This is a genomic window from Pseudoalteromonas sp. APC 3250 (assembly GCF_030407915.1).
In the GTDB taxonomy this organism is placed as follows: domain Bacteria; phylum Pseudomonadota; class Gammaproteobacteria; order Enterobacterales; family Alteromonadaceae; genus Pseudoalteromonas; species Pseudoalteromonas tetraodonis.
The window spans coordinates 59455-76428 of sequence record NZ_JASDCM010000004.1 but is presented as its reverse complement, the minus strand read 5'-3'; the positions used below and the strand labels follow the sequence as shown (position 1 = coordinate 76428).

The 16974-nt window shown below is 39.8% G+C and carries 13 protein-coding genes; 10 read left to right on the top strand and 3 right to left on the bottom strand.

What is annotated here, in order from left to right; translation table 11 throughout:
- Positions 1-33 precede the first annotated feature (33 nt).
- The gene (locus tag QL986_RS05855) at positions 34-582 is read right to left on the bottom strand and encodes an HTH domain-containing protein (RefSeq protein ID WP_013463314.1); all 549 of its coding nucleotides are present in this window, start codon (positions 580-582) and stop codon (positions 34-36) included.
- A 216-nt stretch (positions 583-798) separates the two neighbouring features.
- Here QL986_RS05855 and adhP point away from each other — a divergent pair, with 216 nt between their 5' ends.
- On the top strand, positions 799-1809 hold the full coding sequence (gene adhP / locus QL986_RS05850; protein WP_016900169.1) for an alcohol dehydrogenase AdhP: 1011 nt from the start codon (positions 799-801) through the stop codon (positions 1807-1809).
- A 52-nt stretch (positions 1810-1861) separates the two neighbouring features.
- Here the strand turns inward: adhP and QL986_RS05845 are convergent, their stop codons facing one another.
- Positions 1862-4282, bottom strand: coding sequence for a TonB-dependent receptor plug domain-containing protein (locus tag QL986_RS05845; RefSeq protein WP_016900170.1), 2421 nt, complete (start codon positions 4280-4282; stop codon positions 1862-1864).
- 294 nt (positions 4283-4576) lie between these two features.
- A complete protein-coding gene (locus QL986_RS05840; protein WP_024601324.1) occupies positions 4577-5848 on the bottom strand; it encodes an amidohydrolase family protein in 1272 nt (423 codons plus the stop codon).
- Between the two features lie 159 nt (positions 5849-6007).
- Here QL986_RS05840 and QL986_RS05835 point away from each other — a divergent pair, with 159 nt between their 5' ends.
- The 9 genes from QL986_RS05835 to QL986_RS05795 all read left to right on the top strand — a co-directional run bounded on the left by QL986_RS05835 (position 6008) and on the right by QL986_RS05795 (position 16971).
- On the top strand, positions 6008-7825 hold the full coding sequence (locus QL986_RS05835) for a DUF885 domain-containing protein (RefSeq protein ID WP_024601323.1): 1818 nt from the start codon (positions 6008-6010) through the stop codon (positions 7823-7825).
- A 96-nt stretch (positions 7826-7921) separates the two neighbouring features.
- Complete coding sequence (locus QL986_RS05830) at positions 7922-8434, top strand: YcgN family cysteine cluster protein (protein WP_016900173.1); 513 nt, start codon at positions 7922-7924, stop codon at positions 8432-8434.
- Positions 8434-8949 (top strand): RNA methyltransferase, encoded by a 516-nt coding sequence (locus QL986_RS05825; RefSeq protein WP_013463320.1) that lies wholly within the window; start codon positions 8434-8436, stop codon positions 8947-8949. Before QL986_RS05830 ends, QL986_RS05825 begins: the two co-directional genes overlap by 1 nt.
- A gap of 196 nt (positions 8950-9145) precedes the next feature.
- Positions 9146-10789, top strand: coding sequence for a M1 family metallopeptidase (locus tag QL986_RS05820; protein ID WP_235190262.1), 1644 nt, complete (start codon positions 9146-9148; stop codon positions 10787-10789).
- Between the two features lie 237 nt (positions 10790-11026).
- Positions 11027-12916: a methyl-accepting chemotaxis protein gene (locus QL986_RS05815; protein ID WP_016900175.1), complete on the top strand. Its 1890-nt coding sequence runs from the start codon at positions 11027-11029 to the stop codon at positions 12914-12916.
- Positions 12913-14019: a diguanylate cyclase gene (locus QL986_RS05810; protein ID WP_013463324.1), complete on the top strand. Its 1107-nt coding sequence runs from the start codon at positions 12913-12915 to the stop codon at positions 14017-14019. The genes QL986_RS05815 and QL986_RS05810 overlap by 4 nt, the downstream gene beginning before the upstream one ends.
- On the top strand, positions 13997-14617 hold the full coding sequence (locus QL986_RS05805; protein ID WP_128583728.1) for a DsbA family protein: 621 nt from the start codon (positions 13997-13999) through the stop codon (positions 14615-14617). The genes QL986_RS05810 and QL986_RS05805 overlap by 23 nt, the downstream gene beginning before the upstream one ends.
- Before the next feature lie 223 nt (positions 14618-14840).
- Complete coding sequence (locus QL986_RS05800) at positions 14841-15593, top strand: DUF3450 domain-containing protein (protein ID WP_013463326.1); 753 nt, start codon at positions 14841-14843, stop codon at positions 15591-15593.
- A 10-nt stretch (positions 15594-15603) separates the two neighbouring features.
- A complete protein-coding gene (locus tag QL986_RS05795) occupies positions 15604-16971 on the top strand; it encodes a MotA/TolQ/ExbB proton channel family protein (RefSeq protein ID WP_016900179.1) in 1368 nt (455 codons plus the stop codon).
- Positions 16972-16974: the final 3 nt, after the last annotated feature.

The following is a 16974-nucleotide window of genomic DNA, read 5'->3' as shown; positions in this document are numbered from 1 at the left end:
CTAAAAAGCCGCTCATTGCGGCTTTTTAATGGTTTACTGCTCTTTTTTGAATATTTTATCTTTAAGGTCAATGACTTTGCCAATGCCTGAACCTAGCTTCATTAGTTTGTTTAGCTGCTCAGGGGTTAAGCGTTGTAACTCTGACGACCATTTAGTCACTGTTTCAAGTAAGTTATGAATTTCGCCCATTTGTTTTTGTGCATAAATTTCATCGTCGTTACTTGCTTCATCTAATAAGTTATCTCTGAGTAAGCTAAGTGTAGGTTCTACTTCACGCTTTTTACGTTCTTCAAACACGCGATTAGCCATATCCCAAATGTCACCCGCAGGTGCATAGTATTCTTTTCTATCTCCTGGGATATGCATTACCTTGATCAGCTGCCAAGATTGTAATTCTTTAATTCCCATACTCACGTTACCGCGTGAAATACTCAGCGCATCTGCGATTTGGTTTGCCGTCATTGGATCTTTGGTAATAATAAGTAACCCGCACATTTGGCCGATTGTACGATTAAATCCCCAGCGGCTGCCCATCTCGCCACAATGCATTACAAAGGCAAAGTTTTTTTCTGATAATGTCATTGTTACAAGTTTCAAAAATAAATGAAATCTATGCTAGCACGCTGGTTAAGTATGGCAAGCGTTTAGCTTGGATAAAAAACCACGTTTTACGACTAATGATTGATATAGATTAATATTTAAGCATTTATAGTGGGTTATGTTGCGGGTATGCAACATAACATTGTTGTTTAACGCCTTTGTTAAATAGCATAATTTTTTATAAACGATGGAATGACTATGAAAGCAGCAATAAATACAGAATATAAAGGCAAGTTAGAAATCACCGATTTACCAATCCCAGAGGTAGGTCCTAACGATGTGCTGGTAAAAATAGCCGCTTGTGGTGTATGTCACACCGATTTACATGCGTGTCATGGTGATTGGCCGGTAAAACCAAAAATGCCATTGGTACCAGGTCACGAAGGCGTGGGTGTAATAGAAAAACTAGGCAGTAATATTAAACATTTAGAAGTGGGCGACCGAGTGGGTGTACCTTGGTTGTATAGCGCCTGTGGCCATTGTGAATTTTGTTTAGATGGACGTGAAACCCTGTGTTTATCGCAACATAATACCGGTTACTCAATTGACGGTGGTTATGCAGAATATTGTTTAGCACATGGTGATTACATCATCAAAATACCGGAAGGATTAGGCTTTGCTGAAGCTGCCCCGTTATTCTGTGCCGGCGTAACAACGTATAAAGCATTAAAAGTATCAGATGCAAAGCCGGGTCAATGGGTTGCTATTGTTGGTGTGGGCGGTTTAGGTCACTTAGCGGTGCAATATGCAAAAGCAATGGGCTTTAATGTTATTGCTGTAGATACAGGCAAAGAAAAAATGGCCCTAGCTAAAGAGTTAGGCGCTGATATTACGCTTGATTTTAAAGACGTGGTGCCAAGTGAGGCTATTTTTGAGCAAGTAGGTGGGGCGCACGCTGTTGTTTGTACCGCAGTATCAAAACCTGGGTTTGAACAAGCGTATAAAAGTGTTCGCCGTGGGGGCAAATGCGTATTAGTTGGCTTACCACCAGAAGATATGCCATTGCCAATTTTTGATACTGTGCTAAATGGTGTTTCAGTAGTAGGTTCTATTGTAGGTACACGTAAAGACCTTCAAGAATGCCTTGAATTTGCCGCACAAGGTAAAGTAAAAGCTATCATTGAAGAGAAAAAACTCGAAGATATTAATGAAATTTTCGATGACATGCTCAAAGGTGAAATTAACGGCCGTATAGTTGTTACAATCTAACTATACCAAAATATAGTGCGCACAAACCAACCTGGCTTGTGCGCATTGTATGCTATAGCGTATAACTAAAGCTTAACTTTGCATTTCTTTCCTCACCTGGCATACCGCCTAAAAACATGGCTTTAGAATAGTATTTTTTATTAAACAGGTTATTAATGTTTAATTGCATTTGCCAGTTGTCTGCTTTATAGCTAACTGCAGCATCATACACGGTATAAGCAGGGACGTAGCCGTTATCAATACCGAACGAGCTTGAGTTAGTACTGCGCTTATCAACAAACGTTAAGCCTGCGCTTAAATCTACTGCGTGAGGTAATTCAAATAACGCAGCAGAGTAAGTTACCCATGAGCTAGCAGTTACATAAGGCACGCCTTTTTGGCGAGTATCAAAGCTTGTGCTGTTTGGGTTAGTTTTATCTCTAGCATCTTGATAAACACCGTTGATGTTAACTTTCCATTGATCGTTCAAATACGCATTTAAGTCAATTTCTACACCTTTGGTTTGTTCTTCACCATCAAAGAAGCTCTCCACTACGTTTGGTGCAGACACGCCTGCTTCATAAAGTGGGTTGGCGTACTCTAGGTTTGTACGTGCACTTTCAAATACTACAATTGAAGCCAGTAATTGGTCATCAAACGCTTTAAAACGAAATCCTAAATCGTTACTAACAGATTCTGAGTCTTCTCTATCGGCTTCATTACCAGCAACAGAGCCAAGTACACTGTAGGCAGTACGACCTTTTGAGTGATTTAAAAATAAAGCCATGTCAGCGCTTAATTGATAAGTAGCCCCTAAATTGTACGTTAAACCGCTATCTGAGGTGTTTGCCTCTGGCGTTGGATTTGCGCGGCTTTGACTATAACGTGGGTCAACACCAAAATGCTCGTAACTTTGTTTTATACGATTATGAGCAATCCCAATACGGGTGGTGATTTTATCGTTAATGTAGGCAACATGCTGAAGGCCTAAACCCCATGCCTGTACTTTTTTATTATAATCGCTGGTTTTAAGCGGATCGTAATCATTAAATTCACCCGTAGGCCAATTTGGCTGACGCATATCAAAAATATACGGTAGTGCGCCTTGGTAAATAACTTCACCGGCTTTGTTTTTAATGACCTTATCGGCATCGTAAATAGAATATTGTTTAAAACGAATATCACGATCTTCATAGTTGGCGTTAACCAGTAATTCGTTTTCTATGTTACCGAGCATAAAGTCATAACGTAAATCTAAAAAGTATTGCCATGATTTTTCATCCGCTTCTACTTGGCGGTACTCTTGGCGTCTGGCTGCAAAAGGGTATAACACGTCATCAACAACTAGCGGTGCGCGTGGGTCTTGATTGATCACGCCGTTACGTTTCCAGTAAACGTAGTTGTAAGCACCTGTTTGGCGGGCAAAACTTGAGGTGTAATTACGGTACTGTAGTTGTTGATTAACAAATAAATCATCACTAATGTAATAATTATGGGCTAATTTAAAACGCAGCTCTTCACCTTCGTTATCCTTTGCCATCGGTGATATTATGCCATTGGTGCCAAAGTTAAAGGGTGTTAAACCATCATTGCTTGCCAAAGAGTTAGCTAGTTCATTTCGTTGTGCTTCACTCAATTGTAAGCCACTTGCTGTAGGGTCATTCACTAAATCGGCGCCTGATACTTCACCTGCAGTTAAACCGTTGACCGATTCACTGTTAAAAATACGAATAGGATGGCCGATAGAATCCACAGCAATGGCGTCCTTGATATAGGCTCCCGATAACACAAACGCATGTTGATCATTTAGTACATATTTTAAAGACGAATAAATTTCATCACGTTGTTCTTTTAAATCACGAAAGCCATCGCTAGAGGCGGTTTTTGCCATGACTCGATAAGCTAAGTCGTCTGTTATTGCATTGGTGCTATCGAGTGCCAGAGAATAACTATCCCACTGACCAATATCCATTTCTAAGGTATGTTGTTCGTTAAACTGTGGCTTTTTTTCAATCAGGTTAATCACACCACCAGCACTGCCCATGCCGTATAAACCAGTTGCTGGGCCTTTTAATACTTCAATTGATTCAACATTGGTTAAAGAACGCGTTGGATTAAAGGTATTGCCTAATCCTGCACCACCGTACATGCCATCATAGGTATAATTAGCACCTAAACCACGAATTACTAAATTATCACCAATGCCATAGTTGTTACCGGCTTGCGTTAAACCACTTACATTTCGGATCACATCTTGTAAACTATCAATACCTTGCGATGCAATTAGCGCTTTATCAACAATGACCACGGGTGCAGGGGTTTCCATTAGTGACATATCAGATTTAGTGGCCAAACCTGAGCTCATTACCACTCGGTTTTGTTGCTCGTAAACACTAATACGTTCAATATCGGAATTAACTTGTGACTCGTTTGCCAATGCCAAGTGCGCGTTTAAGCACGCGAGTGTGAGTAGTGAGTATTGAAACCTTTTCATAGAGTGATAACCATTCGCATTTGTTAATTTTCGTGAATGATAATGGTTATCATTTTAAAATAAAATAAAAAGTTCAAACTTTTTTACTTTAATGGGTGTGTTTGCTTGATAGTTATACAATGTGATTTAAAAACAATCACATTTAAAAATATTAACGGGGTATTGCAGTCGCTAGTTGGCTTTACCAAGAGAGAATTTAAATAAAGTATTGATGATTAAATGGGCAGTTTAGCTACATTAGCTAAAAAATTGTTAAGGTTGAGCTAAGCTCAACCTTATAAAGATGTATTGGGTTTACTGCTTGTAAACGACACCGGCTTTCATTACAAAAGGAATACGCTCTAGTGTAGAAATATTTTTAAGTGGGTTAGCACTCACCGCTATAATATCAGCAGCAAAACCAGTTTTAATTTGCCCCAGTTGTGAATCTGCCTTTAGTAATTTAGCACTATTAATGGTCGCGGCTTGAATAGCTTGTAATTCACTCATACCAAATTCAACCATTCGCGAGAACTGTTTCGCATTATCACCATGTGGATAAATAGCCGCATCTGTACCAAATACCATGTTAACCCCAGCTTCAACGGCGCGTTTAAAGCTGTCTCTTTGCTTTTTAGAAACAAGGCGTTCTTTATTTAGGTTCTCTTCATCTACCCCATTTTGCTCACCAAAGCTCAGTGTATATTCAGTATTGTAAATATCCATAGAGAGCCAAGTACCGTGCTTTATAGCAAGCTCAATCGCTTCATCGTCTAAAAAGCTAGCATGCTCTACGCTGTCTACACCGGCTTTAATGGCTGTTTTAATGCCGTTAGTGCCGTGTGCGTGAGCCGCAACAGGTAATTCTCGCATGTGCGCTTCATCCACAATGGCTTTCATTTCTTCAAATGCGTATTGTTGTATGCCCACCTTTGTGCCTTTAGAAAATACCCCACCAGTTGCACATAATTTAATTGCATTAGCGCCATATTTAATATTTTCACGTACTTTAATGCGAACAGCCCATGGGCCATCAGCAACCCCCGAGGCGGTATATTTCATTTCTGGAGGCAAACGATTATTGTCACAGTGTCCGCCAGTAATCCCCAAAGAAGGGCCTGCAGCCCAGATGCGAGGGCCAATAATATCACCTGCATTAATGCCGTCGCGAACCGCAATAACACTAAAGCCTTCTGCACCTAGGTTACGCACTGTGGTAAAGCCGGCTTCTAATGTTTTTTTAGCAAAGTAACTGGCTTTAATAGCCATACGCGGTACTGATTGGCCTATACGTTCACTGCGCGAAACGGTTGGATCGCTGGTTAAATGCACATGCATATCCATCAACCCCGGCATTACGGTGAGTTCAGGTAGGTTAATCAGTTCATCATTACTGGTAAGCGTTGGCTGTTTATTAAATTGGATTTGGCTTATTACACCCTCGTCAATCGCGATTAACGGATTAGCTTTTAGATCTCCAGTTTTTACATCAAGCAAAGCTTTGGCCGATATATAGGTGGTTGCCAGTGTACTTGCGCTGGTTAAGCTCAGTAATGCGATTGATGTAGTTAGTAAATGTTTTTTTATTTTGATCATTTTTATTATTTAATTATTTAAATTTACCTGAATGTAGCAATCATTAGGTATTGAGTAAATTATTTAGCGACGAATCCCACTCACCGTAATTGCTTTATTTAAGGCATTTAAAACCGCATAATTGGCGGGTAAAAACTAACAAGGATCTTTATGAAAGTTATTAAAATAGCACTGGTTGCCAGTAGCGTTATGTTTGCCTTAAGTGGTTGTATGAGCACCAGCTCACAATTAAACACAAATCAGCCAGTCGCGCCTGTAATAAGCGAATTATCAGCACAGCAGCAATTAGATGTGCTCGTTGCCCAGTACTACGATGAGTCATTAACCTTTAATCCCTTAAGCGCCACTTATAACGGTCGCCATGAATTCGATGATCAATTCTTGCCGGTGATATCGCAGGCTAATCGTGATAAAAAAACTGCTTTTTATAAAAAATATCAACAACGTTTAACGCTAATCGATGAATCACAATTAACAGGGCAGGCGCTACTTAACTTTGAAGTGTTATCGCGAGATTTAGCCCTGAAGCTTGAGGGCATGCAATATAAAGATTATTTGTTACCGATTAACCAAATGTCGGGAGCACATAATACCTTTGCTGGATTTGGTTCAGGGCAAAGTGCACAGCCCTTTAATACTGTTGCCGACTATGAGCAATTTATTAAACGTGCTGATGGTTTTGTGAAATGGTTAGCCAGTGTTGAACAATCAATGGCGCAAGGTGTTAAACAAGGCGTGGTATTGCCTATGCCATTGGCTAAAAAATTATTGCCTCAGTTTAAAGTGCACGTAGTAACTAACGCAGAAGATTCATTATTTTATTCACCAATAAAGGCCATGCCCGACTCATTTTCTAATGCACAAAAACAGCAACTCACTGAGCAGTATAAAACGCTTATTTTAGATAAATTAGTGCCCGCTTATCAGCGTATGAGTGAGTTTTTACTCAACGACTATATTCCTCATGCTCGTGATTCTGTTGGTTATGCTGATTTACCTAATGGTAAAGCGTGGTACGAATATCAAATCAAGAAAAACACCACGTTGAGTTTATCAGCAGATGAAATTCATGACATTGGCTTAAGTGAAGTGGCTCGAATTTTAAGTGAAATGAAAACGGTTAAAAATACCGTGGGATTTAAAGGTGATTTAGCATCGTTTTTTGATCATTTACGTGACTCAGATGAGTTTTATTATAAAACAGCTGATGAGTTAATTGCCGCCTATGAAGATATTAAACTAAAAATAGATGCGCGCTTACCGCGATTATTTAATATTGAGCCTAAAGCCCCTTACATTGTTAAAGCAGTAGAAGCGTATCGTGCGCAATCGGCAGCGGGGGCATCTTATGCAGGGCCTGCACCAGATGGTTCTCGTCCGGGTATCTTTTACATTAATGCTTACAACTTAAAAGCGCAGCCTAAATTTTTACTTGAAACGCTATCTATTCATGAAGCAGCACCTGGTCATCACTTTCAAATTGCACTGCAACAAGAAGTAGAAAGCCTGCCCGATTTTCGTAAATTTGGCGGCTACACGGTGTTTGCTGAGGGCTGGGCATTATACGCGGAGAGTCTTGGCAAAGAGCTTGGCTTATTTACCGACCCGTATATGTGGTATGGGCGTCTTAACGATGAGCAGCTAAGAGCTATGCGTTTAGTGCTTGATACAGGCTTTCATGCCAAAGGGTGGACACGTCAACAAGGCATTGACTACATGTTAGCTAACTCTTCAATGGCAAAAAGCGATGTAATTGCTGAAGTGGAACGTTATATTGCATGGCCTGGGCAAGCATTATCGTACAAATTGGGTGAGTTTAAAATTAAAGAGCTTAGAGATTACGCCCACCAGCAGTTAGGCGAGCAATTTGATATTAAAGCCTTTCATACGCAAATATTAATAGATGGCGCATTGCCTATGCCTATCTTAGAGCAAAAAATTAAACGTTGGGTTAAATCTCAGCAGTAACATAATCGCGCAAAGTCATTATTTGAACAGGGATTGGCTTTGCGCGCTTTGCTGCAATACGTTAGAATGCGCGCTCTTAAAAGGCGCGAGAACACCATGTTTGATCAACAATTAGCAAAAACCCAATTTTGGCTTAGCAAAAGTCTCAATGAAATGAACCAGCAAGAATGGGAAGCCATTTGTGACGGATGCGGAAAGTGTTGTTTAAACACCTTTATTGACAGCGAAGACGAAGATGACTTTACCGCCACTGATCAGCTAAGAGAAGGTGAGCAACTTATATTTACCAATATTGTTTGCCAATACCTTGATAACGCAACCTGTGGCTGTAGTGAATACGAAAACCGCCAAACCTTAGTGCCTTCTTGCGTTAAGCTTACCAAAGAAAACCTCAAAGACATTTTCTTTATGCCGCAAAGCTGCAGTTATCGCCGACTTCACGAAGGACGTGGATTAGCAACGTGGCATCCGTTACTTAATAACGGCGATAAAACTAAAATGCACGAGCTAAACATTTCTGTTAAAGATAAAACCGTAAAAGACTGTGACGTAAAGCTAGAAGATTTTGATTTGTATATAGCCGAGTGGCCAACCAAGGATTGCAATTAATGAGTAAATTACAAGCAAGTATTGGCTTAATTAATCCTAAAAGCCCGACCAACGTGGGGGGCGTATTACGCGCCGCAGGTTGTTATGACGCACAGCAGGTTTTTTTTACTGGCAACCGTTATTTAAACGCACAGAAATTTCATACCGATACTAAAAATGTAGTGCAACGTATTCCATTAACCGCTACCGATAATTTAGCATCAAGTAAACCACAAGGCGCTAAAGTGGTGGTGATAGAGCTAATAGAAGGGGCCACTCCCTTGCCTGAGTTTACCCACCCTGAGAACGCATTTTATGTGTTCGGCCCAGAGGATGGTTCAGTGCCAAAAGACGTTTTAAAATGGTGCGATGAAGTTGTTTATATTCCAACCATAGGGTGTATGAATTTAGCAGCAACCTGTAATGTTGTTCTTTATGACCGGCTCGCCAAGCTTGGCGGTATTCAAAGTAGTGATGAAACCATTATCACTTCACGCGATACCAATAATAAAATGAAATGGCAAAAACAACCTTAAATATATTAGCTGTTTAAGGTTTATCCCTTGCTAAATGTAAAATAAAGTAACTAGTTAACTTAAAAAATAAGCAATTCGTCTTTTTTAAACACTATAAATGTAAAACTATGTAATTATATTAAAAAATTATAATTATAAGAGCTTATTATTTATGTTGTTCTTGCACCATGTGATTAGGTGTTACTTGGTTGTTACATTGATATATATACTCAGTGCCTGCACCAGCAAACCTGCAAAATTAGATCCCCTCGTTGCTAATACTGGTCAACCATTATCTAGCGTGGCTCAATCAACCGATGTTATTTTCTATGATCTTAAGTTAGCCGTTTTTCCAGAAGAAAAGCAGATAGCCGGCACAGGGAAAACAGTATTTCGGGTCGTTAAAGAAACTCAGCAAATTGAACTAAAACTCGATAGTCGCTTTAGTATAAACACAGTAACAGTGGCTGATAAGAAAGCCGAATTTCTCCATTCTCATGGTGTGATCACGATTAACTTATATGAAAAAAAGTACCCTGGAGAAGTGGTTGAAGTTGCCATTAACTATTCAGGCAAGCCACATATTGCGCTTAACCCTCCATGGAGTGGTGGTTTTGTATTTAGTGAAACAAACGATGGTAAACCTTGGATAGCAACAGCGGTGCAAGGTGAGGGCTGTGATTTATTTTGGCCTTGTAAAGATCACTTTAGTGACAAAGCCGATAGTATGCGTATACGTGTAACGGTACCCACTGGATTGTATGTTGCCAGTAACGGGGTACTAAAAAATATAACTGTATTACAAAACAAGACTACCGAGTTTGATTGGTTTTTATCTGAGCCTGCGAGTGATTACAACATTGCGCTGAATATTGGCCCATTTGAGCGTGTTCAACAGCAATATACCAGTATAAATGGTACTGACATTCCTGTGGAATTTTGGGTGTTACCTGAAAATAGGCAAAAAGCCAGTAATTTGCTCACCAACGATGTTTATCAACAAATGGCATTTTTTGAATCTGTGTTAGGTCCATATCCATGGGGGCAACAAAAACTTGGCTTTGTAGAAACGCCTCATTTAGGCATGGAACATCAAACGATAAATGCTTATGGCAAAGGGTACACTCGCGACCCTAGTGGTTATGATTGGCTTATTCAGCATGAATTAGCGCATGAGTGGTTTGGTAATTTAATGACACACGAGCAATTGAATGATGCGTGGTTACATGAAGGTTTTGGCTTTTACATGCAACCGTCTTACAGTTTATATACCTTTGGTGAGGCCGCTTATAACCATGCAATGTATAAAGCCTATTTAGGGATAAAAAACTGCCAACCTATTGTTAAAGAGGGTGAGTTAAGCTCAAAAGAAGCTTTTAACTCAGATATTTATGGTAAAGGAGGCTGGACATTACACACTTTGCGTTGGTTAATTGGTGATGAGTTATTTTGGCAAGCAACACGCGAGTTAATCTACGGGAGTAGCGACACGCAAAGTCTCAGTTACCCAATTCAATCGCGATATCGCAACACGCAACAGTTTATTGATATTGTTAATCGCATTACAAAAAAAGACTATAACTGGCTATTTGATGTGTATTTAAAACAAGCTGCATTGCCAACACTAACCATGAAACGTCAAAATAACGTGGCCAATTTATATTGGAGCAAAAGTGAAAAAGATGCGACGCCTTTTAAAATGCCAGTACCCATTTCAATCAATGGCCAGCTTCAAGTCTATACACCAATTGAAGGAGTCATTACCATCAAAGCTAAACCTGTTGATCATATTATTGTTGATCCACAGATGAAGGTACTTCGGCAATTACCGATCACAAGCCAGTGCCAACAAGAAGAATAATTTAGATAAAGCGTTACTATGGGGATAAAATTTATCCCCATAGTGCTTTTAAACACTTATTTATCTAGCTCTGCTAGTCTAAAAATTAAACGCACTGTGGCAAAGTCATCCTTGAAAGAACTAGTTATTTATTATTATTTTTGTTCTTTAATTTCATTGAAATCATATTTGCTAAGACATTCAGTTAAAAATTTGTTAAAAAGACACTGATAATAATGATTAATACTTAAGGTACTTATGTTTAGCTCGCTTAAATTCACCTCCAAAATCACCATTGCTGCATCATTAGTGTTGGTTTTAGTGTTAGGTGTTTTCACCATAAATAATTATTTTTCAATGCGGCATCAAACTCAAGAGCAGTTATCGCTGGTACTAGAGCAAAACTCTGAGTCTGTCTCTAAAAATATTGCAAGCTGGCTAAATAATAAATTAGCGATTGTGATCTCTATCGCAAAAACATACCAAGATGACGATGCCAAGTCTTTAACGCTTTCGCAATTAAATACCGCTGAGCTTGCGGGGGATTTTAAAAATACCTACATAGGTAAATCATCGGGTACATTTATTTTAAATGATCAAAGTGTTGTACTCCCCAGCGATTTTGATGCGACAAGTCGCCCTTGGTATAAATTAGTAGAAAATAAAACAACAACGGCTTTTACAACGCCTTATATCGATGTAACGACCAACGAACTGACAATTTCAGCCGTTGCCCCTATTAATAGTAATGGTCAATTTAAAGGGGTAGCGGGGGCAGATATTGATATGCAAACCATCGCTGAAATTATTGGAGATATTGATTTTTTAGGACTCGGTTATGGTTTTTTGCTTGATAATAAAGGGCAAATATTGAGTCACCCTGATAGCAAATTAAATTCAAAAACAGTCGCTGACTTAATTGGTAAAAATGCACCGTTAGCAAGAGAATTCACCGAGTATCAAGTAGCAGGTGAAACCTCGCTGGTATCCTTTACTAAAATTCGTGGTATTGAAAACGTTGATTGGTATTTAGGTGTAGTAGTTAATAAAGATAAAGCGTATTCAAGTGTTTCTTCGTTTGGGCAAAAGGCAATTGTATTTTTAATTATTGGTATTTTAGTGATTGTTGCGTCACTGGAATTTTTACTGCGTTATTTGATGCGCCCTATGTATCGTCTCAATGATGCCATTAGAGATATAGCGCAGGGTGAGGGCGATTTAACCTGTCGGTTAAGCGTAGAAAACGATGACGAATTTGGTCAATTGAGCAATTCGTTTAATATTTTTATAGAAAAAATCCAAAATTCAATAATTCAGGTTAAATCTTCAACGCAGTTACTGGAAACGGCAGTTGCTAAATTGGTTACGCAGACAGACTCAACATTAACTATGTATGATGACCAAAGTGAGCGCACCAACAGTGTGGCGTCGGCAATTAATCAGTTTTCAGCTACCTCAACAGAAATTTCAACCAGCGCCAGTAATGCCTCGACGCTTGCCAAAGATGCAGATCAATACTGTGCTAAAAATCAACAGACCCTCACAAACAACGTTTCAAGTATTCATCAACTGTCACAAAATATAGAGCAAGCGCAAGAAACCATAAATAGTTTAGACTCGCATACCGCTAATATAGGAAATGTATTGGCAGTAATAAAAGGGGTGAGTGAGCAAACCAATTTGCTGGCTTTAAATGCGGCGATAGAAGCGGCTCGTGCTGGCGAAGCAGGAAGAGGATTTGCGGTTGTTGCCGATGAAGTAAGGCAACTAGCACAGCGTACTCAGCAATCAACCCAAGAAATAGAAAACACCGTCATTGAATTACAAAAAGGTTCAAGCTCTGCCGTTGAACTTATGAAAACCAGTTTAGAAGAAAGTGAAAAAAGTGTTCAGCAAGCGGATGCGGTTGGCGATGTAATGAAACAAATAATTAGTGCGATTAAGCAAATAACCGACGCCAATCATAGTGTCGCTAATGCTACGGATGAGCAAAACCAAGTGGTTAAGTCATTACATAGCGATATTCACGTTATCAGCGACTTATCGATTCAAGGCCAATCAAACCTAAATCTTACTTTGGAAGAGTGTACCAAACTTAAGCATCAATTTAGTGACTTAGAGCGCATGGTTAAAAAATTCAAAGTATGATCAGTAAAACAAAAATAAATAAGCCAAGCTGGCTCAATTTAATCAATATTGACAGCGTTTATAGCTTTGATAAACAACGCCAAGTATTTTCGTTATTTACCATGATAGCGATTGCCTTGGTGTTAATTACCTATTTAGTAATTGCCAATCATCACGTGTATGCACCAATCCTTACTATTGCGTTAATTGTGGTTAACGTAACGATTGTAGGGTGTATTATTTATTTTATGAAAACAAAGCAGATTGATGCAATCGCCCTCATCACTTTAGTGATTGTATTTGTGATGTGCTTAGCTTTGGTATACACCGGCGGTAAAGAAAACACTGCTTTATATTGGCTAATGTTTTATCCCGTTGCTGCATTTGCCATACTGGGTGTGAAGTTTGGCGCCTGGTTAAGCAGTGCCATGTTATTGAGCTGTATTGTTATGTTGTATGGCCCTGATATGGGGCAAGTTATTTATGGCGCGGTAGAAAAGACCCGTTTTGTTGCTGCATTTTCGCTGGTGTTAGTGTTTTCGTTTATAGGTGAATATTTTCGTCACCGCAGTCATTTAGCAATTGCTGATATCACCTTAGAGCAAAAACAGCATGCTCATACCGATCAGCTTACCGGGGCGCCTAATCGTCGCTTTATTACCTCACATTTTTTAAAGCTAGCAGCTTCAAGGCCAGAACATTATTTGCCGCTGTCTATTTTACTCATTGATTTAGATAAGTTTAAACAATTAAACGACAGCTACGGGCATGATTTTGGTGATACGGTTTTAATTGAATTTACTAAGTTATTAGAGTCTCAGTTTCCTGCAACAGCGCTTAAAGCACGTTATGGCGGCGAAGAGTTTGTGGTTATTTTACCGCAACAAACAACCCTTGAGGCCAGCATTTTGGCCAACCGTTTTAGAGAATGTGTGCAAAACCATGTGATGCTAACCGACAAACATCAGCGAGTATCATTAACGTGTAGTATGGGTATTGCTCAGGCTAACAGTGTAGATGATTATAATAATGCGTTAAAGCAAGCGGATCAGTATTTATACAGCGCTAAGGCGCAAGGTAGAAATAAGGTGGTATCTGTACATGATCAACACGCCTCAGAGTAAATTAATATATGTACACGACCCTATGTGTAGCTGGTGCTGGGGTTATGCACCGACTTGGCATGCGCTTGAGGCTGCCTTAGCAAACAAACTTCCCATTGAGTACAGAGTGGGTGGTTTAGCTGCAGATACTGACTTGCCAATGAGTCAGGATATGCAGTTGCAACTACAAGCCATATGGCAAAAAATTAGCAGCCAGTTAGGCACAGAGTTTAATTTTGATTTTTGGCGAGACTGCCAACCTCGCCGTTCTACCTATCCCTCTTGCAGGGCCGCTTTAATTGCTCGCAGCTTCAACAAAGAACCACAGATGATAGCGGCAATACAGCAGGCATATTATTTACAGGCACAAAACCCATCGGATGAAGCGGTTTTAATTAAACTAAGCGAAAAAATTGGTTTAGACGCCCGTTTATTTGCACAGTTACTTCACTCTAATGAGCTTAAGCGTCGCTTTGATGATGAGCTTAATTATGTTCGCAGTTTACCTATTCAAGGTTTTCCGTCGTTAGTATTAATACATAACAATCGCGCTTACCCTATTGCTATTAACTACACAGATTGGCGACAAACCCTGATTGAAATACAATCCTACCTGTAAACTTAATCCCACTATTTTCATCCCTGAATTGTAAAATAGGCCAATAAGGCTAATTTATTACCGTTGTCATAAAAGCGACTTTTTTACGCAACACGCTTGTCATTTTTAATCTATACACTTTCGCTCATTGAAACTATCTCGCTTTAAATTGTTTTTTATAAACGAGCTAAAGCGATTAATAAACACTAGCAAATCCGCTAATTAACGAGCAAAGGTGTATACGATGAAAGGCGTTAAACCATTAATTTTAGCTGGTATTGTAGCCGCAAGTGCAGCAGTCCACGCCAATGATTTAAACACGGTAATTGATAAAAGCAGCGAAATTAATAATTTAGCTGCGCAATCACAAACAAAAATAGACAAGATTGCAGATTCAATGCAAGGGCGTTTACAGCAATTTAAAACCCTAAATAAAGAAATAGATGGCCTAGCCGTTTATAACGCACAGCTTACCAAACAGTTAAATAATCAAATAGAAGAGATGGAGTCGATTAATTTATCGATGGATCAAGTATCGATAATTGAACGCCAAATAACCCCTTTAATGCTTCGTATGATCACCGGGCTTGAACAGTTTGTTGCCTTAGATGTGCCGTTTTTAAAGCAAGAGCGTAAGCAGCGCCTTGAATCATTAAATGCAATGATGGAACGCGCTGATATTTCATCAAGTGAAAAATTTCGTCGTGTTTTAGAGGCTTATCAAGTTGAGGTTGACTACGGACGCACTATTGAAGCGTATACCGCATTGCTTGATGTGGACAATAAAGAACGTGAAGTTGACTTTCTGCGCATTGGCCGTTTAGAACTCATTTACCTTACCCGCGATGGCAAACAAGCAGGTAGTTGGGATCAACAGTCACAGTCGTTTGTTGCACTGCCTGATTCAACCATTAGCCAAATTAATAAAGGGCTTCGCATTGCTCGCAAACAACTAGCCCCCGATATGTTAACACTGCCAATTCACGCTGCAGAATAAGAGGTTTACCATGAAATTATTAACGAAAATGACAAAAATGGCCGTGTTTGCAGCCAGTTTAAGCTTTGTGGGCACCAGCATTGCCGCTGAGCCGATGAATTTAGATGCCTTATTAAAAACCTTAGAGCAGGGTAAATCAGCGCAATCAGAGCAAAATAAACAACGTGAACAAGAATTTGCAGCACGCCAAAATGAACAAGTGCAAATGCTTAAAAACACCCAAGCTAAACGTAACCAAATGCTTAGCGAGTCAGAGCGTTTAGAGACGCAATTTGAAGAAAACGAAATTAAATTGGCTAATCTAACTGATACCTTATCAAAGCGTATGGGTTCATTAAAAGAGCTATTTGGTGTACTACAACAAGTTGCTGGCGATTCAAGTAACAAGTTTGCTACCTCTGTGGTATCGGCACAGTTACCTGGGCGTAGTACTTTTATGGACGAATTGGCGCAAAAAATGGGTTCAACTTCAAAGCTTGCGTCTATTGAAGATATAGAAAAGGTTTGGTTTGAGCTACAACGCGAAATGACCGAACAAGGAAAAGTAAGCCGCTTCAATACTGATGTAATTGTTGACGGTGGCAATAAAGTACAAAAAGAAGTGGTACGTGTGGGTGCATTTAACCTTATTAGTGACGGTCAGTACCTAGAGTATACACCGGCCACCAATACCATTAGCCAACTTACTCGCCAACCAAGCAGCCGCTTTACTGCGACCGCGGCTGATTTGCAGCAAGCAAACACGGGTGTTGTACCGTTTGCGCTTGACCCAACAGGCGGCTCAATTTTAGGTTTGTTAGTACAAGCCCCTGATACCAGCGAGCAAGTTCATCAAGGTGGTGCGGTCGGTTACGTTATTTTAGGCGTTGGTTTATTAGCGTTATTAATTGCGCTAGAGCGTTTTGTATCGCTCATGCTGATGGGTGGAAAAATCCGTCGTCAATTAAAAGACGATACAGCCCGTGATGACAACCCGTTAGGGCGCGTCATGAAAGTGAAAGATCAATACCCAAATGTGGCCTACGACACACTTGAACTTAAGTTAAGCGAAGCCATTTTACGCGAAATGCCAAAAATCACCCGTAATTTAACGCTTATTAAAATTATCTCTGTGGTAGCGCCATTACTTGGCTTGCTCGGTACGGTAACCGGGATGATTAATACCTTCCAAGCAATTACTTTATTTGGTACTGGCGACCCTAAACTAATGGCGGGCGGTATTTCGCAAGCCCTGGTTACTACGGTATTAGGCCTTGTGGTTGCCATTCCAACGGTGTTTTTATACACCTTATTGAATACTCGCTCAAAAGGTTTACTGCTTATTTTGCAAGAACAAAGTGCAGGTATTATTGCCGAGCGAAGCGAGAAAGGAGCCTAAACC